General features: G+C 57.4%; 20 protein-coding genes and 1 pseudogene. 12 read left to right on the top strand and 9 right to left on the bottom strand.

Annotated elements, in window-relative coordinates:
* Nucleotides 1-115: 115 nt before the first annotated feature.
* Nucleotides 116-988: a transcriptional regulator GcvA gene (gene gcvA / locus ACR0DY_RS07170; protein ID WP_480476256.1), complete on the top strand. Its 873-nt coding sequence runs from the start codon at nucleotides 116-118 to the stop codon at nucleotides 986-988.
* 664 nt (nucleotides 989-1,652) lie between these two features.
* Here the strand turns inward: gcvA and ureG are convergent.
* From ureG to ACR0DY_RS07130, 8 genes are read right to left on the bottom strand one after another with little or no spacing between them, the layout of a single operon-like run.
* Nucleotides 1,653-2,303 (bottom strand): urease accessory protein UreG, encoded by a 651-nt coding sequence (gene ureG / locus ACR0DY_RS07165; RefSeq protein WP_480481751.1) that lies wholly within the window; start codon nucleotides 2,301-2,303, stop codon nucleotides 1,653-1,655.
* Nucleotides 2,300-2,971 carry an urease accessory protein UreF gene (locus ACR0DY_RS07160; protein ID WP_245220424.1) on the bottom strand — a complete coding sequence of 224 codons (672 nt, stop codon included), beginning with the start codon at nucleotides 2,969-2,971 and terminating at the stop codon, nucleotides 2,300-2,302. The genes ureG and ACR0DY_RS07160 overlap by 4 nt, the downstream gene beginning before the upstream one ends.
* Nucleotides 2,937-3,389, bottom strand: a complete 453-nt coding sequence (gene ureE, locus ACR0DY_RS07155; RefSeq protein WP_209504410.1) for an urease accessory protein UreE — start codon at nucleotides 3,387-3,389, stop codon at nucleotides 2,937-2,939. Before ureE ends, ACR0DY_RS07160 begins: the two co-directional genes overlap by 35 nt.
* Nucleotides 3,390-3,407: 18 nt before the next feature.
* Complete coding sequence (gene ureC / locus ACR0DY_RS07150) at nucleotides 3,408-5,117, bottom strand: urease subunit alpha (RefSeq protein WP_209504409.1); 1,710 nt, start codon at nucleotides 5,115-5,117, stop codon at nucleotides 3,408-3,410.
* Nucleotides 5,117-5,422, bottom strand: coding sequence for an urease subunit beta (locus tag ACR0DY_RS07145; protein ID WP_209597619.1), 306 nt, complete (start codon nucleotides 5,420-5,422; stop codon nucleotides 5,117-5,119). The genes ureC and ACR0DY_RS07145 overlap by 1 nt, the downstream gene beginning before the upstream one ends.
* Entirely contained in the window at nucleotides 5,419-5,580 is a 162-nt protein-coding gene (locus tag ACR0DY_RS07140) for a peptidase M23 (protein WP_209504407.1), read from the bottom strand. Before ACR0DY_RS07140 ends, ACR0DY_RS07145 begins: the two co-directional genes overlap by 4 nt.
* Nucleotides 5,581-5,596: 16 nt before the next feature.
* Entirely contained in the window at nucleotides 5,597-5,899 is a 303-nt protein-coding gene (locus ACR0DY_RS07135; protein ID WP_209504406.1) for an urease subunit gamma, read from the bottom strand.
* 1 nt (nucleotide 5,900) lies between these two features.
* Nucleotides 5,901-6,836 carry an urease accessory protein UreD gene (locus ACR0DY_RS07130; protein WP_480481749.1) on the bottom strand — a complete coding sequence of 312 codons (936 nt, stop codon included), beginning with the start codon at nucleotides 6,834-6,836 and terminating at the stop codon, nucleotides 5,901-5,903.
* A 281-nt stretch (nucleotides 6,837-7,117) separates the two neighbouring features.
* Between ACR0DY_RS07130 and urtA the strand changes: the two genes are divergently transcribed.
* From urtA to urtE, 5 genes are read left to right on the top strand one after another with little or no spacing between them, the layout of a single operon-like run.
* Entirely contained in the window at nucleotides 7,118-8,398 is a 1,281-nt protein-coding gene (gene urtA / locus ACR0DY_RS07125; RefSeq protein ID WP_209504405.1) for an urea ABC transporter substrate-binding protein, read from the top strand.
* A gap of 60 nt (nucleotides 8,399-8,458) precedes the next feature.
* A complete protein-coding gene (gene urtB, locus ACR0DY_RS07120; protein ID WP_480898010.1) occupies nucleotides 8,459-10,411 on the top strand; it encodes an urea ABC transporter permease subunit UrtB in 1,953 nt (650 codons plus the stop codon).
* A 3-nt stretch (nucleotides 10,412-10,414) separates the two neighbouring features.
* A complete protein-coding gene (urtC, locus tag ACR0DY_RS07115; RefSeq protein WP_480898008.1) occupies nucleotides 10,415-11,644 on the top strand; it encodes an urea ABC transporter permease subunit UrtC in 1,230 nt (409 codons plus the stop codon).
* A complete protein-coding gene (urtD, locus tag ACR0DY_RS07110; protein ID WP_209504402.1) occupies nucleotides 11,641-12,381 on the top strand; it encodes an urea ABC transporter ATP-binding protein UrtD in 741 nt (246 codons plus the stop codon). The genes urtC and urtD overlap by 4 nt, the downstream gene beginning before the upstream one ends.
* A gap of 3 nt (nucleotides 12,382-12,384) precedes the next feature.
* The gene (gene urtE, locus ACR0DY_RS07105) at nucleotides 12,385-13,080 is read left to right on the top strand and encodes an urea ABC transporter ATP-binding subunit UrtE (RefSeq protein ID WP_209504401.1); all 696 of its coding nucleotides are present in this window, start codon (nucleotides 12,385-12,387) and stop codon (nucleotides 13,078-13,080) included.
* A 129-nt stretch (nucleotides 13,081-13,209) separates the two neighbouring features.
* Here urtE and ACR0DY_RS07100 read toward each other — a convergent pair.
* Nucleotides 13,210-14,145, bottom strand: a pseudogene (locus ACR0DY_RS07100) (IS5 family transposase).
* A gap of 219 nt (nucleotides 14,146-14,364) precedes the next feature.
* Between ACR0DY_RS07100 and ACR0DY_RS07095 the strand changes: the two are divergent.
* The 6 genes from ACR0DY_RS07095 to ACR0DY_RS07070 all read left to right on the top strand — a co-directional run bounded on the left by ACR0DY_RS07095 (nucleotide 14,365) and on the right by ACR0DY_RS07070 (nucleotide 19,916).
* Nucleotides 14,365-15,684, top strand: a complete 1,320-nt coding sequence (locus ACR0DY_RS07095) for an ABC transporter substrate-binding protein (protein WP_209504400.1) — start codon at nucleotides 14,365-14,367, stop codon at nucleotides 15,682-15,684.
* A gap of 79 nt (nucleotides 15,685-15,763) precedes the next feature.
* Nucleotides 15,764-16,711, top strand: coding sequence for a carbohydrate ABC transporter permease (locus ACR0DY_RS07090; protein ID WP_170332156.1), 948 nt, complete (start codon nucleotides 15,764-15,766; stop codon nucleotides 16,709-16,711).
* The gene (locus tag ACR0DY_RS07085; protein WP_010442361.1) at nucleotides 16,708-17,646 is read left to right on the top strand and encodes a carbohydrate ABC transporter permease; all 939 of its coding nucleotides are present in this window, start codon (nucleotides 16,708-16,710) and stop codon (nucleotides 17,644-17,646) included. The genes ACR0DY_RS07090 and ACR0DY_RS07085 overlap by 4 nt, the downstream gene beginning before the upstream one ends.
* Complete coding sequence (locus ACR0DY_RS07080; protein ID WP_480545710.1) at nucleotides 17,643-17,831, top strand: hypothetical protein; 189 nt, start codon at nucleotides 17,643-17,645, stop codon at nucleotides 17,829-17,831. Before ACR0DY_RS07085 ends, ACR0DY_RS07080 begins: the two co-directional genes overlap by 4 nt.
* Nucleotides 17,832-17,833: 2 nt before the next feature.
* The gene (locus ACR0DY_RS07075) at nucleotides 17,834-18,931 is read left to right on the top strand and encodes an ABC transporter ATP-binding protein (protein ID WP_209597607.1); all 1,098 of its coding nucleotides are present in this window, start codon (nucleotides 17,834-17,836) and stop codon (nucleotides 18,929-18,931) included.
* Nucleotides 18,924-19,916 carry an ABC transporter ATP-binding protein gene (locus ACR0DY_RS07070; protein WP_480545709.1) on the top strand — a complete coding sequence of 331 codons (993 nt, stop codon included), beginning with the start codon at nucleotides 18,924-18,926 and terminating at the stop codon, nucleotides 19,914-19,916. The genes ACR0DY_RS07075 and ACR0DY_RS07070 overlap by 8 nt, the downstream gene beginning before the upstream one ends.
* The last annotated feature ends 2 nt before the right edge of the window (nucleotides 19,917-19,918 follow it).

Here is a 19,918-nt window from a genome sequence, read left to right as displayed (position 1 = left end):
CTCCGTGAACCTCGTTGTATCCGTCTGGGTCCAACATCGGGCCTATCACAGCATTTGACCAATCAGTAATTCTGTCTTAACGCTGTAGAAATTCTACTCCCTTGGAGCAAGTACCATGCGCAAGCTACCACCATTGAACTCTTTGAAGGCTTTCGAGGCTTCGGGGCGTCATCTAAATTTCCGGCTTGCCGCGGAAGAGCTTGGTGTCACCCAGGGTGCCGTTGCGCAACAGGTGCGCGCGCTTGAAGAGTTGTTGAAAATCAAACTGTTTGAACGACAAGCCCGCGGATTGTCATTGACGGATGAAGGCCGGAAATACCTTCCCCCGATCCGCCGCGCCTTCGAGATGATGGCCGAAGCAACAGCCAATCTGTCGCCTCAGGACACCGTGGTGACAATCAGCTCAACCCCCTCTTTTGCAACAAAGTGGCTGGTGCCAAAACTGGGGACACTTGCCCTGGATCACCCCGAGATTCGCGTTCGCATGGACGCATCGAACGCGCTTGCGAATTTCCAGACAGATGGAGTCGACATTGCGATCCGTCAGGGCAAGCCCCCCTTCGGGCCGGGCCTTCTGGCGGAGCCGCTGTTCAATGCAGAGCTGATTGCGGTCTGCCATCCGGACCTTGCCGATGGCTCTAACTCGATCCGTTCCCCACAAGACCTGTTGACCCAGGTACTGCTGGAAGACACTCATGGCCAATGGCCCCTGTTTCTCGAAGCCGCACTTGGCGATCAGCCTGTTTCGGCTCTCAAGACAATGGCGTTCAGCCAAACGTCGCTCGCGATTGATGCTGCAATTGCCCGACAAGGCGTGGCGCTGACGAACCGGGAATTTGTCGAAGCTGATCTTCAATCTGGCCGGCTTTGCCAGCCGTTCGATATCTCGGTGACGACGGAAGAGGGATATTACGTGGTGGCCCCTCGAGCCCCCAGGAAACCTGAAGTTGTGGCAACAGTCAGGAATTGGTTGAAGGAACAAGCGTAGCTCGCAGGGCGGAAGAGCGCTCAAGTCCGCCGCCTCGTTCCAAAGCAATTGTGGCGCGTGATGATTCCCCGACTTTCTCACCTTCTTTGCAATCGACAGCATTGTCCGCTCTTCTGAACTCCGCCTGTCTTCGAGCTTTGCTCGCGCAGCGAATGTCTCCTCTGATGAGCCGCACCGCAGCGATGGTGATCAAGGTCGAACGACGGCTATGGGCCGATTTCGCCCACAAGTTCGGACGTTCTGAGGACTCGGGTACTCAGACTTAGCTGCTTCAAATGACTAGGTTCCTTGGCCGCCCAAACACGTCGCCTAGTGTCTAAAGTCCAATGCTCAGGCGGGTTCTATACTTTGGCCATATCCCATAAACTGATCAACATGGTCAGGTTACGCCAACAAATTTTGAAGTGGAAAACTGAGGCAAGGCGAAGACTGGTTGCAAGTACTGGTGGACCCTTCGAGCAACGAGACAAACGAGCTCTTTCGGAGACTTGCCGAAGATAACCCATTGATGACGATTGCGTTCATCCTCGGGGGGTGTCGGCACGACACCTTGCGGTGGAGCACTGTATCGGCGATCGGGCCGGTTCGCCGCGCCCAAGAACGAAATTGTGAGCGGACTACGAGCTACATGGTTCGGTCGTCATTCCGCCGTCAAAGGCACACGTCAACCGCCAGAAGCCTCTGCAACACATCCATCTGCAATTTTCAGACCCCCAATCTGCGCTAACAAACTGACGATCGCGTCAACGCCCGTTCGGTGGCGTAGGGCCGAAAACACGAAAGGTCGGCCCTTTCGAATTTGCGTGGCGTCGCGCTCCATCACTTCGAGCGACGCGCCGACATTGGGGGCGAGATCTGTTTTGTTGATGATCAGAATGTCCGATTTCGTTATCGCAGGACCGCCCTTGCGCGGAATTTCCTCACCCGCTGCAACGTCGATCACGTAGAGTGTCAGGTCCGCCAGTTCCGGGCTGAATGTGGCCGACAAATTGTCGCCGCCGCTTTCGATCAGAACTATATCCAAGCCGGGGTGACGGGCCTGCATCTCTGCCACGGCGGCCAGATTGATCGAGGCATCCTCGCGGATCGCGGTATGCGGGCAACCGCCGGTTTCGACACCGATAATCCGGTCCCGGGGCAGAATCTGCATCCGCATCAACGCTTCGGCATCCTCTTGCGTATAAATGTCGTTGGTGATGACACCAATCGAAAAGGCCTCGCCCAGGGCCTCTGCCAAAGCGGCAGTCAGGGTCGTTTTACCAGCGCCAACCGGGCCGCCGATACCAACGCGCAGGGGGCCGTTCATACTGCTCATGTTCGGAATATCCTTGAATATTGAGTTTCATGTTTCATCGACAAGATATCGGACAGGAATGCGGTTGAACCCAGTTCATCAAGGCCCGTGTGTTGTGCTGTTTCCGCAATCGAAGTGCAGAGCGGGGTCAGATCACGAATCAGCCGCTGAGCATCGGTCTGTCCCAAAGGGACAAGGCGGGTTGCGCAGGCCACAAGATTGCTCATGAAGGCCTGAAGGAACATCTGCGACACCAGCGGGCGCGGCAGATTCTGCATCCGCGCGGCACGGCCCACCGCGACCGGGTAGGTGAGGCGCCGCAGGTCGAGCCCCCAGATATCTCCGGTCACGGATCCGAAAGCCTGACCCAGAAGGTCGGATTCCATCAGCCGTTCCGACCCGGCGCAAAAGGCGCGGGCGGAGGCATCGATTCGGGCCAACGCGGCCCTGTCATCGGCGTTATACGCGGCCACAAGAAATAGCGCGTCATTCCAGCCCGAGCCATGTTGCAGTATCGTGGCGACCCAGTCGCCTGTCTGGTTTGCGCTGGCGACCCGGCCCAGTTCAATCGCTGCCTCCAGCCCGTGGGAATAGGCGAAGCCCCCAACCGGATAGGCGGGGGACAACCATTGGGTCAGTGTCAGGATGTCAGAGCTAGTGGGCGTGACCATGGGTCCTGCCGTGGCCATAGGCCCCGCCTTCGGGGGTGAAGGGTTCGACGACTTCGCGAATATCGGCCCCCAGTTTCATCAGCATGTCGCGAATGACGTGATCGCGCTGGATCAGCAGCCTGTCAGATTCGATTTGGCAGGGTGTGTGCCGGTTGCCGATATGCCAGGCAAGGCGCAGCAGGTGGTCACCCTTTACCTCCAGCAGCTCTTCGGGGGCCGCGACGATTTCAATCTCACGACCGTCTTCCAATACCAGAACCCCGCCATGATCCAGCGATTTGGTGTTGGAGAGATCAACCAGAAACGCCTCGCCATCATCCGTGGCCAGCATCTTGCGGCGCAGGAAGCGGCCATCATAGTCCAGCGAGACCTGCGCATGAGCGGGTGCATGCGCATGGTCGTGGTAGATACGAGCGGTTTTGATCGCGGTGGTCATCTTGGTGCTCCTTGTATCTCAGAACATAAAGTATCGCTGCGCCATCGGCAGCACCTCGGCAGGTTGGCAGGTCAGCAATTCACCATCGGCGCGGACCTCGTAGGTTTCCGGGTCTACTTCGACATGGGGCGTCGCATCGTTTAGCGGCAAATTGCGTTTGCCAATCTCGCGTGTGTTCCGCACGGCGACTGTTTTCTTGGCCAGGCCTAGAGTTTCACCGATCCCGTCCGCCTGCGCTGCTGCCGAGACAAAGGTAATCGCCGAGTGCTCCACCGACCGCCCATAAGCCCCGAACATCGGACGGCTGTAAACAGGTTGCGGTGTCGGGATCGAGGCATTTGGGTCGCCCATCTGCGCGCAGGCAATTGTACCGCCCAGCAGAACCATCTCGGGTTTCACGCCGAAAAAGGCCGGGTTCCACAGGACAAGATCGGCGCGCTTGCCTACCTCGATGCTGCCGATTTCATGGCTCAGACCGTGGGCAATCGCCGGGTTGATGGTGTACTTGGCGATGTAACGGCGGACCCGCAGGTTGTCGTTTTCACCGGTTTCCTCGGTCAGACGCCCTCGCTGTTTCTTCATCTTGTCGGCGGTTTGCCATGTGCGGATCAGCACCTCTCCGACCCGGCCCATGGCCTGGCTGTCAGACGCGATGATCGAGAACGCACCCATGTCGTGCAGGATATCCTCGGCCGCGATGGTCTCGCACCGGATGCGGCTTTCGGCAAAGGCTACGTCCTCGGGGATGGACTTGTCGAGGTGATGGCAGACCATCAGCATATCCAGATGTTCCTCGACCGTGTTTACAGTGAAAGGTCGCGTCGGGTTGGTCGAGGAGGGAAGAACGTGATTCTCGCCACAAATCTTGATGATGTCAGGGGCATGGCCGCCACCTGCGCCTTCGGTGTGGAAGGCGTGGATGGTGCGTCCTTTCATGGCGGCGACAGTGTTTTCGACGAAACCGGATTCGTTCAGAGTATCGGTGTGGATCATCACCTGTACATCCATCGAATCGGCCACCGACAGGCAGCAGTCGATGGCGGCAGGGGTCGTGCCCCAATCCTCATGCAGTTTCAGAGCGCAGGCCCCGGCATTGACCTGTTCCTCGAGCGCAGCTGGCAATGAGGCGTTGCCCTTGCCCGCAAAGGCGAGGTTCATCGGGAAGGCATCCGCCGCCTGCAACATCCGTCCGATATGCCAGGGGCCGGGGGTGCAGGTGGTGGCCAGCGTGCCATGGGCCGGACCCGTGCCGCCGCCTAACATGGTGGTCAGGCCGGAATGCAGCGCGTCTTCGATCTGCTGAGGGCAAATGAAGTGGATATGGCTGTCGAACCCGCCTGCGGTCAGGATGCGCCCCTCGCCCGCGATGGCTTCGGTGCCGGGGCCGATGATAATGTCGACACCTGGCTGCGTGTCGGGGTTCCCCGCCTTGCCGATCCTGGCGATACGCCCGTCTTTCAGACCGACATCCGCCTTGTAGACACCCGAATGATCCACGATCAGCGCATTGGTGATGACTGTATCCACCGCCCCCTTGTCCCGTGTGACCTGAGACTGCCCCATCCCGTCGCGGATCACTTTCCCGCCGCCGAACTTGACCTCTTCGCCATAGATGGTCAGATCGCGTTCGACCTCGATGATCAGGTCGGTATCGGCCAGCCGCATTTTATCGCCGGTGGTGGGGCCGAACATGGCGGCATAGTCGGAGCGTTTGATTTTTGCTGGCATCACAACGCCCCCATGACCTTTTGATTGAACCCATAGACCTTGCGTGCGCCGCCGATCGGGATCAGCGAAACCTCGCGTTCCTGTCCCGGTTCGAACCGCACGGCGGTGCCGGGGGCGATGTCCAGACGCAGGCCATGGGCGGCAGCGCGGTCGAATTCCAGCGCCGGGTTGGTCTCGGCAAAATGATAGTGCGAGCCGACCTGAATCGGGCGGTCGCCAGTATTGGCGACCATCAGCGTCAACGGCTCGGCGCCCAGGTTGAACGTGATTTCGCCTTCAGCGGGGAAATGCTCGCCGGGGATCATTTGTTTAGCTTCACCATCAAGGCAACAGCAGCCAACGCGACAATCGCGAGGCCCACGGCCAGAGCGGCATAGTCCGTGCCATGCGCGTGGATATGCGTGCCGTTATGCGCGGCGGCGGGGCCAGCTAGGATCAGAACAGGGAAAAGCATGCGGGTCATATCAGTGTTCCTTTTTTTAGCGAATAGGGTTGTGAACGGTCACCAGCTTGGTGCCGTCGGGAAAGGTGGCCTCAACTTGAACCTCGTGAATCATCTCGGGGACGCCTTCCATGCATTGCGCGCGGGTGATCACCTCGGCCCCGGCTTGCATCATATCGGCGACCGACCGCCCGTCGCGTGCGCCTTCAACCACGGCGCTGGTGATAAGGGCAATCGCCTCGGGATGGTTCAGTTTGACACCACGGGCCAGTCGTTTACGGGCAACTTCAGCGGCCATGGCGACCAGCAGTTTGTCTTTTTCACGGGGAGTCAGGTTCATGTCAGATTGTCCAGCATCTTGGAAGCGAGTCGTTGTTCAGTCGCCGAAGCACGGGCATCAGACTTCGGCGCAGGGCATACCCGTTCTTGGCCAGCAGTCGGACGACCAGCAGGTCAGGTTGAAACAGGCTGGCCCCGGCGGTATCGGGCAGCATCTGGCGGATTGCCTTCAGATGCCCTTCGGCCCTGGGCGAGGCAAATGCGACTAAGGCCATCGCGCCCGCGCCATCTGCAATGTGCTGACGGGCCAGATGCGCGCTAAGGTCGCCGGTGAACCGGGTGGCGTCCAGAAACACCATCCTTTCGTTGCGCCGAATCTCGATCCGATCGCTGAGGCGGATATCCGTCAGAGTTTCACCCATCGCGGTACGACCAAAGATCAAAGGTTCAACCATAAGGGCCGAGGCATCCTCGGCCAAATCAATACGCAAGCGCCGGTTTAATGCGCTGCCACTGTACAGGATCGTCTCTTGCGGAAGCCAGTTCAGCCTTGCCTGCGGACCGGCGGTTAAAGTGTTGACGATGCGTGCGGCCTGACCGGGTTGTGCTTTGTATGCCCGCTCACAAGCCTGCGTGGTCACTGTCAGTTCGGTGCCCCGGCCTGCGCGGCCTGAAAACCGGAAATCATCACCGCCAGTAACACCACCAGCCGTGTTCAAAAGCACGGCGTCCAATTGGCTGCCGTGTCCGCGTGGGAAGAGACATTTGAACGAACCCGCCGGCCGCAAGCGATCAATCACACTGCGCCCGTGGAACAGTTTGGCCGACAGCGTAACCCGGCCTTCAGCGCGTGGCGGTCTCGCATGTGACGCCGACGATATGGGCGTGAATTGAGTGATGGCAGCGGCTTTCGCGTCATGAACGTTTGGCGCTTTTTCACCTTTGGGATGTCGAAACTCTATCGACAGGTGCAGATTTTCGACCAAGTCCCGTACCATAAGTGCAATTTTTAATCACGCATGCAGCATGTAGATCAAAAATCGGGCATATCAGTCCACTTTGCCAGAATGCTATGGGGCCAGATTTGCCTATTTCGCTGCAATGCAGAATCGATGTGGGGCCTGCCGGGCTAACGACCGCCGGGGGTGTGTGACGGCTGCGCGAATTGGACCTCGGACACAACCGCCACACGTAACGCAACATACAGTTGCGGGGATCAGGTAGTAGAAGACAGCGTGTCAACGCAAGGCTTCTGTGCCCGCCCCGCCAGGAGAATTACATGACATCTCTCAAATCCACGCTCTTCGGATCGGTTGTCTTTGCCGCCATGGCAACGGCCGCTCTGTCTGCTGAAGACACGATCAAAGTCGGCGTACTGCACTCGTTGTCAGGCACTATGGCGATTTCGGAAACCACGCTGAAAGACACGATGTTGATGCTGATCGACCAGCAGAACGCCAAAGGCGGCCTGCTGGGCAAGCAGCTTGAGGCAGTTGTGGTTGATCCTGCATCCGACTGGCCGCTGTTTGCGGAAAAAGCGCGTGAGCTACTGACCGTGCATGAGGTGGATGTGATCTTTGGCAATTGGACGTCCGTCAGCCGCAAATCGGTGCTGCCGGTGATTGAGGAACTGAACGGCCTTCTGTTTTATCCGGTGCAGTATGAGGGTGAAGAAAGCTCGAAAAACGTCTTCTATACCGGTGCCGCGCCGAACCAACAAGCGATCCCGGCGACCGACTATTTCCTCGACGAGCTTGGCGTTGAGAAATTCGCGCTGCTTGGCACAGACTATGTCTATCCCCGCACCACCAACAATATCCTCGAAAGCTATCTGAAGCAAAAGGGCATCGCGGACGGTGATATCTTCGTCAACTACACGCCCTTTGGCCATTCCGACTGGTCCAAGATCGTGGCGGATGTGGTTGCGCTGGGTGCGGATGGTAAGAAGGTCGGAGTGATCTCAACCATCAATGGCGACGCCAACATCGGCTTCTACAAGGAACTGGCTGCGGCTGGCGTCTCGGCGGATGACATTCCGGTCGTTGCGTTCTCGGTCGGAGAGGAAGAACTGTCGGGCCTGGATACAACCAACCTTGTGGGCCATCTGGCTGCTTGGAATTACTTTCAGTCGGCGGATACCGACGCCAACACTGAATTTGTTGAAACATGGAAAGCTACCATGGGCGAAGACCGGGTGACCAACGACCCGATGGAGGCACATTACATCGGTTTCAACATGTGGGTTAACGCCGCGACCGAGGCCGGTTCGACCGACGTAGATGCCGTGCGCGCCGCGATGTACGGGCAGGAATTCCCGAACCTGACCGGTGGAACCGCTGTCATGCTGCCGAACCACCATTTGGCCAAGCCGGTTCTGATCGGTGAGATTCAGGAAGACGGCCAGTTCGACATCATCAGCGAAACCGACGTTGTGCCGGGCGACGCCTGGACCGACTTCCTACCGGAATCGGCGGTGCTGGTATCGGATTGGAAAGAGCTGGGCTGCGGTATGTACAACACCGAGACCGAGACCTGCGTTCAGACCCTGTCGAACTACTAACCGACACGCAAGGTGGGTGTGATGCCCGCCTTGCCCCCAAAGACACTCGGGTTTCACCACATGTTACGACTTTTCCTTGCGGGCCTCGCAATTCTATGCGCCCACCTGACCGCCAACGCGCAAGAGGCCGGTCTGCAACCGATCCTGCAAGAGCATCAGGAGATCATCGCCAAAAGCTCACGCAAGACAATCGGGCCCGTGATTGATGCGATTGCCAGCAGCGGGTTGCCGCAAGCGCAGGTGATGCTTGAGACATGGGCCGCCAAGGACGTGTGGATGCGCAAGTCGGACGGCCTGTTCTTTGCAGGCAAAAAGGTCGAAGGCCGGTCGTATGAGCTTACCGATTTCGATACTGGCGAGGTCGTTGGTATTTTCGAGAAATCCAACCTGAAGCAGTTGAAGCCCAATAGCGGCATCCGCGCGATGATTGGCACGGCTCTGGTGCAGTACCAGCTAACAGATCCGGACCGCGCTCGGCGGCTGGCCGCTTTGCAATCCATCCAACGTGACCCCGAACGTGCTTTGCTGGAGCCCCTACGCGCGTCGATTGCCGATGAAGCTGATGCTGATCTGAAAGCTCACAAACAACGGCTCGAACGGTTGCTGACGATTGGATATGACGAAGATACCGCGGCGCGCGTGGCTGCGATTGAGCAGATGTCCGACGATCTGGGCGTGGACGTCCGTGGCGCATTAAATCCACTGATCGCGACGACGCGACAAGCAGCACCGGAACTTCCGTCTAATGTGAATATCGCCGCCGTTTTAGAACCGGGTTCGAGTGATTTGACGCGCGATGAGGCCTATGACTTGCTGGTCACTGGCAATCTGGCGCCCCTACGCTTGTCACGGGATGATATCCGGACAGCTCTTGCGGCCAATATTGACGGGGGTCGCGTTGGTGACATTCCGCTTGCGCAACTGAATACAGATGAAACGCGCGCTCGGGCATATGTAGCCTTGGCAGAGGCAAGGGTCGTTCCCGCCTTGGTAACCGAGGCCGACATAAACACGGCGCTGGCTGAACATGTGTTCATTGATACCTACACGGAACCCTCGCCCGAAGTGACCGCAGCTGCAGTGCAGGCACTTGAACAGATCGAGCTGAAGGTCGGCCTGAACCAGACGCTCGACCTGACACTGGACGCGATCTCATTGGCGTCGATCTATTTCTTGGCAGCCATCGGTCTGGCGATCACCTTCGGCGTGATGGGTGTGATCAACATGGCTCATGGTGAGTTCATCATGATGGGCGCCTATACCGGATACGTGGTGCAGCAGTTCATCCCCGACCACACGCTGTCGATAATCGTCGCCATCCCGATGGCCTTTGCCGTCACCTTCGCGATGGGCGTCGCGATGGAGCGGCTAGTTATCCGCTGGCTCTATGCCCGTCCGCTTGAGACGCTGCTGGCGACCTTTGGCATCTCAATCGCACTGCAACAGCTGGCCAAGAACATTTTTGGCACGCAGGCCCGCCCGCTGACCGCGCCCGGCTGGCTGGATGGGGCGTGGGTGCTGAACGATGTGGTTTCGATCAGTTATATCCGCATCGCGATCTTTGTGCTGGCGACGATCTTTTTGGGACTGTTCCTCTACATTATGAAGCGCACGCGGCTTGGGCTTGAGATGCGCGCGGTGACACAGAACCCACGCATGGCCGGGTCGATGGGTATCAATCCGGGGCGGGTGAATATGCTGACCTTCGGCTTGGGCTCGGGCATCGCCGGGATTGCCGGGGTTGCGATTGGTCTGTTCGCAAAGGTCACGTCCGATCTGGGCAGCGACTATATCGTGCAAAGCTTCATGACCGTGGTTGTTGGCGGCGTCGGAAACATCTGGGGCGCGCTGGCAGGTGCGGGCATGATCGGCTTCCTGCAAAAGGGGATCGAGTGGATGAACCCCTCGAACACCCTCGCCGCGCAAACATACATGATCATCTTCATCATCATTTTCATCCAGTTCCGGCCAAGGGGCATCATTGCCCTCAAAGGTCGTGCGGCGGGGGATTGAGCCATGGAACGCAGCTTTGTCGCCAAAAACGCATCGGTACTGGTCTTTCTGGCCATCCTCTCCCTGTTCACGTTGGGCGTCACCGTCCTGTCCGAAGGGTTCGGGATTGGCGTGATCTCGACCAGCTTTGTCAAAACGCTGGGCAAGACCCTGTGCCTTTGCCTGATCGCTGTGGCCATGGATTTGGTCTGGGGATTTACGGGCATCCTGTCCCTCGGCCATTTCGCGTTCTTCGGGCTGGGCGGCTACATGATCGGCATGTGGCTGATGTATGAACGTACCCGCCTGATCGTGGTGGAGTCGCTCTCCCAAGCCGACATTCCGCCAACATCGGCCGAGGTCGTGGATGCCATCGGCACGCAAATCTTCGGCGTCGTCGGATCGTCCGAATTCCCGCTGATCTGGGCCTTTTCGGACAGCCTGTTCCTGCAACTGGCGCTGGTCGTGCTGGTGCCGGGCCTTCTGGCACTGATCTTTGGTTGGCTGGCGTTCCGCAGCCGGGTCACGGGTGTCTACCTGTCGATCCTGACCCAAGCCATGACATTGGCACTGGCGCTGTACCTGTTCCAGAACGACAGCGGTATGCGTGGCAACAACGGCCTGTCGGGCCTGCAGAACCTGCCGGGCGTCACGGCCTCGCAGGACTTGGTGTCAATCTGGTTCCTCTGGGCCTCAGCGCTGGCCCTGGGGCTGGGCTACATGCTGGCGGCATGGATCGTGGCGGGCAAGTTCGGCTCGGTTATCCGCGGCATCCGCGATAATGAGGCGCGAGTGCGGTTCCTTGGCTATTCGGTCGAGAATTACAAGCTGGCTGTCTTCACATTGACCGCCTGCATCGCCGCCATCGCGGGCGCGCTGTATTATCCGCAGGCGGGGATCATCAACCCCGAGGAGATGGCCCCCATTGCCTCGATATATCTTGCCGTCTGGGTCGCCATCGGCGGGCGTGGTCGCCTGTATGGAGCGGTCATCGGCGCGGCGTTTGTCAGCCTGCTCAGCACATGGTTCACAGGTGGACAAGCGCCGGACATCCCACTTGGGTTCTACACGATCAAATGGGTCGACTGGTGGCAGGTGCTGCTGGGCGTCTCATTCGTGCTGGTAACCCTGTTCGCACCAAAGGGTATTGGAGGGCTATTCGACCTCTGGACCAACCACCGCGCGCCGCAACGCTACGGTGCCCCGCTTGGACCCGATGAAAGCGCATTGCGCGAAATGGAGGCCTTGGAATGAGCACTCTGCTGGAGGTCAGCGGCGTTTCAGTCACCTTCGACGGGTTCCGCGCCATCAACAACCTGTCCTTCCAGATTGGCAAGGCCGAGCTTCGCGCGGTTATCGGGCCGAACGGGGCAGGTAAAACGACCTTCATGGATATTGTCACCGGCAAGACCCGGCCTGACGAGGGCCGGGTAACCTGGGGTGAGAAATCCGTTTCCCTGCTGCGAATGAGCGAGGCCAAGATCGCGCAAGCCGGCATCGGGCGTAAGTTCCAGAAACCCACCGTGTTCGAGGACCAGACCGTGCAGGAAAACCTGCTGATGGCGTTGAAGAATAAACGGGGCTGGCTGGGTGTGCTGTTCTATCGCCCTTCGACGGATCATCTGGAGAAGGTCGAGGAACTGGCCGCTGAGATTGGCCTGTATGGCGAACTGCTCCGCAAATCCGGCGAACTAAGCCACGGACAAAAGCAATGGTTGGAAATCGGGATGCTACTGGCGCAGGAACCACGTCTGTTGCTAGTGGACGAACCCGCCGCCGGGATGACCTCGCAAGAACGCGAACACACAACCGACCTGCTGGTACAGGCCGCCAAGACCCGCGCCGTCGTGGTTGTGGAACATGACATGGAGTTCGTCCGCCGCCTGAATTGTCGGGTCACGGTTCTGCATGAAGGCTCGGTTCTGGCCGAAGGTTCGCTGGATCATGTCACATCAAATCAGGATGTCATCGACGTTTATCTGGGGCGCTAAACAATGCTGAAACTGACCGATCTGACCCTGCATTACGGGCACTCGCAAATCCTCAACTGTATCTCGTTGGAGGCCGCGCGAGGAGAGGTGACTTGCGTGATGGGCACCAATGGTGTGGGCAAGACCAGCCTGATCAAGGCGATCTCGGGCACGCATCCGCGCTCGGGCGGCGATCTGATGCTGAATGACGAGGCCCTGCCGCCTCTGCCAGCCCATCGCATGGCGTGGAAAGGCGTGGCCTATGTGCCGCAGGGGCGCGAGATTTTCCCGTTGCTGACTGTGCGCGAAAATCTGGAAACCGGTTTTGCCTGCCTGTCAGCAAGCGAACATTTCGTTCCGGACGAGATCTTCGATATGTTCCCGGTGCTGAAGAAAATGCAGAACCGGCGCGGGGGTGATCTGTCGGGTGGCCAGCAACAGCAACTTGCCATCGCCCGGGCGCTGATCGCCAAGCCTCAACTTTTGCTGCTGGACGAACCAACCGAAGGCATTCAGCCCAACATCATCCAGCAGATCGGCGAAGTAATTCGTCACCTCCGAACCAAAGGAGAGATGGCCATCATTCTGGTCGAGCAGTATTTCGATTTCGCCTATGATCTTGCCGACAAGTTCATCGTCCTGCGGCGCGGCGCGGTCCTGATGCAAGGCACGCGGGACGAGCTATCGCGGGAACAGGTTCTGCAAGGCGTAACGGTTTGACATTCATAAAGGAACCAGCCTATTGAGCGGCGAGAAGCTTCAGGGTTTAAGGGGCGCAATTTAGCACTCCAGCTAGGCTTTGTTGCGCGAAGAGCCTGAAGCCCGGACTTCCCTTTTCCCCGGACGTACTTATCCTGTGGGCTCTGTGACCGGTATGCCGAGCGCGGTGTAGCTGTTCAGGACGGCTGCACGGATTGGGAGTTCGGCGACTGGACGCTCGAAGTCGCGCGCCATGAGGCTCTGCCCCAACAGCTTCACGCAGTGCATCTTCGTTTCGGCGCGACTGCGGCGGTGGTATCCGCTCCAATTTCGCCGGATGGCACGGCCAAGGTATTTCGAGGCGCACAGCGCCTCGTTACGGGCGATAGCGCCTGCTGTCGATGGCTTTCGCGGTTTTGCGTTCTTGCGCGGCGGGATAACGGCGTGGGCACCCCGGTTTGCGATGGCATCGTGGCATTTGCGCGTGTCATACGCCCCGTCTGCGGTGACCGAGGCGATCTCGACATCGACCGGGATCTGGCTGAGTAGTTCAGGCAGCATGGGCGCATCACCGATGTTGTTACCGGTGATTTCGATGGCGCGGATCTCCAGCGTCTGTTCGTCAACGCCGATGTGGATCTTGCGCCAGAGACGGCGTTTCGCGCGGCCATGCTTGCGGGCATGCCATTCGCCTTGGCCCTCCGCCTTGAAGCCGGCGCTGTCGATCAGAAGGTTCAGGGAACCTTGCTAGCCGCGATAGGGTATGGAAACCGCCAGGGTCTTCTGGCGCCTGCTCAGCGTGCTGAAATCCGGCACCGACCAGTCGAGGCCGACCAGGCGCAGCAGGCTCTCCACGAAGTCCGTGGTCTGCCTGAGGGCCATGCCGAAGAGGACCTTCATCGTCGTCAGGCATGTCTGAATCGCAGCGCCGCTATACTGCGGCTACCGGCCTTGCTTACCGGTCGGCGGTGGTACCCAAACCATGTCCGGATCAAATCAGATCGCCAGGGAGCCACGTTGCTTGAGGGCTTCATTGTAGGCTGGCCAGTTCTTGGTCTTGTAGCTCGGCGGGATAGGTCTGCTCATGCAGTCCTGCTACCACGCTGGATTCACAAGATGAATCCCTCACCCAACCTTTGCGCAACAAAGCCAATCAACAGCTAAAAGAATATCTGACGGCCTCTTCTGACAGTTTGAGGTACGAACCTCAAAAAAATCTGGACATGAGGTGCGTACCTCAAATAGCCTTGGAAGTATGCCGCGATTCGCACATCCTCGATTGACGGCGCAAAAAGGGAGGAATGGATGACTTACACAAAACTGGCCTCGGCCAGCGCAATAGTCCTTGCCGCTACTACTCTTTCTACCAAGGCAAATGCTGAAGATTTGACGCTATGTTGGGCTGCATGGGACCCGGCCAACGCGCTTGTCGAACTATCAAAAGAATTCGAAGCAGAATCCGGCCACACGATGAACTTCGAATTTGTTCCCTGGCCAAATTTTGCGGACCGGATGCTGAATGAGCTGAATTCCGGTGGTAAGCTCTGCGATCTGCTTATTGGTGACAGCCAATGGATCGGCGGTGGCGCTGAAAATGGCCACTATGTCAAACTGAACGACTTCTTCGATGCTGAAGGCATCAGCATGGACGATTTCGCGCCGGCCACTGTCTACGCCTATTCAACTTGGCCCAAGGGCACACCCAATTACTATGCCCTGCCTGCGATGGGCGATGCGAATGGCTGGTTCTATCGCAAGGACTGGTTCGAAAATCCTGAAATCCAAGCCGCATACAAAGAAGCAACTGGTCAGGATTTACGTGAGCCTGAATCTCAGAAAGAACTATTACAGATCGCCCAGTTCTTTCAGGGTCGTGAGATCGACGGCAAGACAGTCTACGGCGCAGCTATCTTTACCGAGCGCGGCTCTGAAGGGATCACCATGGGTGTGACCGGAGCACTGTATCCTTGGGGCTTTAAATACGAAAACACCCCGGGCTCATATGACATGGAAGGCGCCGTAAACTCACCCGAAGCGGTAGAGGCGCTGGAATTCTATAAGGAATTCTACGAAACGGCGACGCCTCCGGGATATACCAACTCTTACATGGGTGAGAGCTTGGACGCCTTCAAGTCCGGTCAGGTCGCCATGGCCATGAACTGGTTTGCGTTCTTCCCAGGTCTCTATGCTGACCCCAATACCGGCGGTGACAAGATCGACTTCTTTGTGAACCCACCGCAAAATCAGGCAGGTTCGACGCTGGGCGGACAAGGTATCTCTGTTGTCAGCTACTCTGACAAACAGGACGCTGCACTTGAGTACATCAAGTGGTTCGCACAGCCTGAAGTGCAGGCCAAGTGGTGGGAGCTAGGCGGCTACTCGGCGCATAACTCAGTGCTGGAAGATCCTGGTTTCGTGGACAGCCAACCGTTTGCCGGTGACTTCCTGGAAGCAATGGCTGGGGTTCAGGATTTCTGGCAAGAGCCTGCCTATGCAGAACTCCTGCTGGCCATGCAGAAACGCATCCACGACTACGTCGTTGCTGATCAAGGTACAGCTCAAGAAGCTCTTAATCTTTTGATCGAAGATTGGACTGAAGTCTTCGAAGACGAAGGCAAGCTGTAGTCCGGACACAGGCAGGAGCGGGCGCAATCCCGCTCCACCTTCACCCGTGAGTCCTAAACCAACAAGAACTGGCAAAGAGATGTCTGACCGGACCGTAGATCGCGTTGCCCAGGCAACGCCCGAGCGAGTTGCGCGAAAAATCCGAGGGTTATCCGACCGCGCGATCGCCTGGATATTCATCTCCCCGACGATTTTTCTATTGCTGGCGATCAACATCTTTCCGTTGATCTGGACCATCCAACTGAGCTTTACCAACTACAAGGCCAACCGGATCGGGCGCGAAGTCAAAGATGTCGGGCTCAGGAATTACGAGCGTATTCTGACAGACTCGGACACCTGGCTAAATATGCAGGCGACGGCGCACTTCCTGTTCTGGACGATCTTTTTCCAGGTCTTGATCGGGTTTACTTTGGCCTGGTTGATCAACAAGAAATTCAAGGGCAACGATCTTTGGACCACGATCATCGTGCTGCCGATGATGCTGTCTCCTGCAGTCGTCGGGAACTTCTGGAAGTTCCTGTATCAACCTCAAATCGGGCTGTTTAACTACATCGTGTCATGGTTCACAGGCAAAGATCCATCGAGCTTTGAAATGCTGGGATCCGTTACTTTGGCCCCTTGGGCGATCGTTATTGTCGACACCTGGATGTGGACCCCCTTCGTGATGCTAATCTGTCTGGCCGGGCTGCGCAGCATTCCCGATTACATCTACGAGGCGGCTGAGATCGACAGGGCCAGCAAGCTGCGGCAGTTCTTTACGATCACCATCCCGATGGTCCTGCCGTTCCTGATGCTTGCCGTGCTGTTTCGAGGGATCGAGAACTTCAAGATGTTCGACCTGGTGGTTCAGCTAACCGGCGGAGGGCCCGGTTCTGTAACGGAACTCACCTCAATCAATCTCAAGCGGGAGGCGTTTGAGAAGTGGCGTACGGGCTACGCCTCGGCCTATGCGATCATCCTTTTCGTCACCGTGTTCGGCCTTGCGTCGATCTACGTCAAAGCCTTGAACAAGGTGAAACAGAGATGAGCAGTTTTTCCGTAACCGAACCTTCGAACCGTTCCAAGTGGATCGCCGGTTTTCTGGTCATCACTTATGCGCTGATCACAATGATCCCGCTGGTTTGGATTTTACTGACAGGTTTCAAGTCTCCAGCCGATGCGATCAGCTACCCACCCAAAGTGGTCTTTGACCCAACGCTTGAAGGGTATGTAAATCTCTTCACCACGCGCACGCGGCAGACGCAGGAGTTTTTGGAAGCGAACCCGCCGCAGAACTGGGCCGATGAGATCGTCCGCCAATACGACATGGTGATTGTCGGGCCATCAAAGTTTGGCGAGCGCTTTATGAATTCGGTTATCATCGGATTTGGCTCGACGTTCTTGAGTATCTTCCTTGGTACGCTGGCCGCCTATGCGTTCAGCAGGTTCAAGGTCCCGCTCAAGGACGACCTTTTGTTCTTTATCCTGAGCACAAGGATGATGCCACCGGTCGCTGTCGCCATCCCAATCTTCCTGATGTTCAGAAACCTTGGATTAAGCGACACGCATCTGGGGATGATCCTGCTGTATACGGGCGTGAATATTTCCTTGGCGGTCTGGTTGCTAAAAGGCTTCATCGACGAAATCCCAAGAGAGTACGAAGAAGCCGCGCTCATAGATGGCTACACGAGGTTTCAGGCGTTTTACAAAGTGGTGCTGCCGCAAGCCGCGACCGGCATAGCCTCAACAGCTATCTTTTGCCTGATCTTCGCCTGGAATGAGTACGCGTTTGCCGTGCTGCTGACATCCGCGAACGCGCAGACTGCACCACCGTTCATCCCAACCATTATCGGTATTGGCGGCCTGGACTGGCCTGCAGTGGCGGCAGGTGCCACGATCTTCCTGATCCCTGTCATGATTTTCACCATCCTGATGCGCAAACACCTGCTGCGTGGGATCACATTCGGAGCCGTGCGCAAATGAGCGAGTTTCTTGCCGGATTGATGCGTTTTCGCCGGGGCCCATGGGAGATGATCGCGACCATCCTCATCGCTCTGGGTGTCTTCATGCTTATGCAGCCCTTTGTCCTTTGGGCCTTCACATATTCTTTCATCGTCACGCTGATCGGAACCGTCATGTTCATCATCGTCAGCCATTTCCCGGAGTAGAAATGGCCCAGATCGTAGTTAAAAACGTAAAGAAGATGTTCGGCGATTTCACGGCTGTCCGCGAAAGCTCGTTCACGATTGAGGACGGTGAGTTCTTCATGTTGCTAGGGCCATCCGGCTGCGGAAAGACGACGACGCTGCGGATGATCGCAGGCTTGGAACTTCCGACGTCGGGTGAAATCTACCTGGACGGCGAGGAGATCAGCCAGCGCCCCCCATCGGAGCGAGACATTGCCTTCGTGTTCCAGATGTTTGCGCTGTATCCGCACATGAACGTGCGAAAAAATATCAGCTACCCCCTGATATCGCAGGGCATGCCGCGTGCTGCTGTCAAAGCCAAAGTAGAAGAAGTCGCGGGAATTCTGGGGATCAAGGACATCCTCGATAGCCCGGTAGGTGGGTTGTCAGGCGGCGATAGGCAGCGCGTGGCGCTTGGACGCGCGATTGTTCGCGAACCCAAGGCGTTCATGATGGACGAACCTCTTGGTGCCCTGGATGCCGAATTTCGTGAGCACATGGCCGAAGAACTGCGCGCGCTTCATGATCGCATGGGGGCGACCACTGTTTACGTCACACATGATCAGCTGGAAGCCATGCAAATGGGGGACAAGATCGTGGTGATGAACAACGCTGTGATCGAGCAATTCGGCACACCTCAGGAAATCTACGACAAACCAGCTACGATGTTCGTTGCAGATTTTATCGGGTCTCCTTCGATGAACTTCCTGCCGTTTCAGGGAAAGGTCGCGCCTGGCTCGGAAACGGTGCGACTGAATGGTCACGACGAAGCCGTACCCACACTGTTGGAAGGGGCGGAAGGTGACTTGGTTTTCGGTGTTCGCCCTGAGCATGTTTTTCTGTCGGATGCCAGCGCCTACCGAGCCAAGGTCCTGGCCGCAGAATATCTTGGAACCACCCAGATCGTGACGCTGCAAAGCCCGAACGGAGAGCTGAAAGCCCGCATAGATGCGCGCGAAACCGTTAACCCCGGCGAGACGGTTGGCTTGAAGTTCCGCTCATCCGCAGTGACCCTTTTCGAAAATTCTACCGGACGCGCGTTGAGGTCCGCTCTGAACGACGAGGTACTAAGCAATGGCTGAAGTCGTTCTGGAAAACATTTCGAAGTCATTCGGCGAAATCAAAGCGGTGGATGATATCTCAATGACGATCCCCAACGGTGCCTTTGTGGTTTTGTTGGGTCCGACGGGCGCGGGAAAAACAACAACGCTGAGATTGATATCCGGGCTTGAGAAACTGGATTCAGGCACTGTTCGCATTGCCGGGCGCGACGTCGGGATGGATACACCTGCCCAGCGTGATGTGGCGATGGTCTTCCAGCAATACTCGCTGTACCCCCATATGACGGTGCGTGAGAACCTGTCCTTCCCTCTGAGGTCACCGATCCTGAAGACGCCAGAGGATGAGATCGCCAGGAAGGTCAACGAAGTCTCGGAGATCCTGCAGATCCCGCACAAGCTGGACAACAAAGCCACTGAACTGTCTGGCGGCGAAATGCAGCGCGTTTCAATTGGACGGGCACTGGTGCGCGATCCCCAGATTTTCCTGATGGACGAGCCGCTCAGCTCTTTGGACGCCAAGCTTCGGGCGGATTTGCGGGTCGAACTGAAAAGGATTCAGGCCGATCTGGGATCAACCTTGCTTTACGTGACCCACGATCAGGTCGAAGCCATGACAATGGCTACGCATATCGGCGTTTTAGAGAACGGCCGGTTGGTTCAATACGGGACACCCCGGGATATCTACGAAAACCCGGGCAGTGTTTACGTTGCCAGCAGGTTGGGTCTGCCGCGAATCAACATCCTGCCGTCCGAGTTGTTCGGAGGCGATCACAAAGGACCACAGATTGGTCTTCGCCCGGAAAACATCATTGAAGGCGAGGGCAGTGAAGCGCGTGTCATACGTGCCGAACATCTGGGCGACCAAACACGGCTGCACCTGGACCTGAATGGCCACCCGGTTGTCACCCTGATTGATGTTCATCAGGATTACCCCTCTGGAAAAATTATAAAAATTCGCCCCCATAACCCGTTGTATTTTGACGCGTCTGGCGCGCGCGTGAATTAAGG

This window comes from Ruegeria sp. O6, assembly GCF_056535045.1.
The sequence above is the reverse complement of the archived record's forward strand: the minus strand, read 5'-3'. Positions and strand labels throughout refer to the sequence as shown.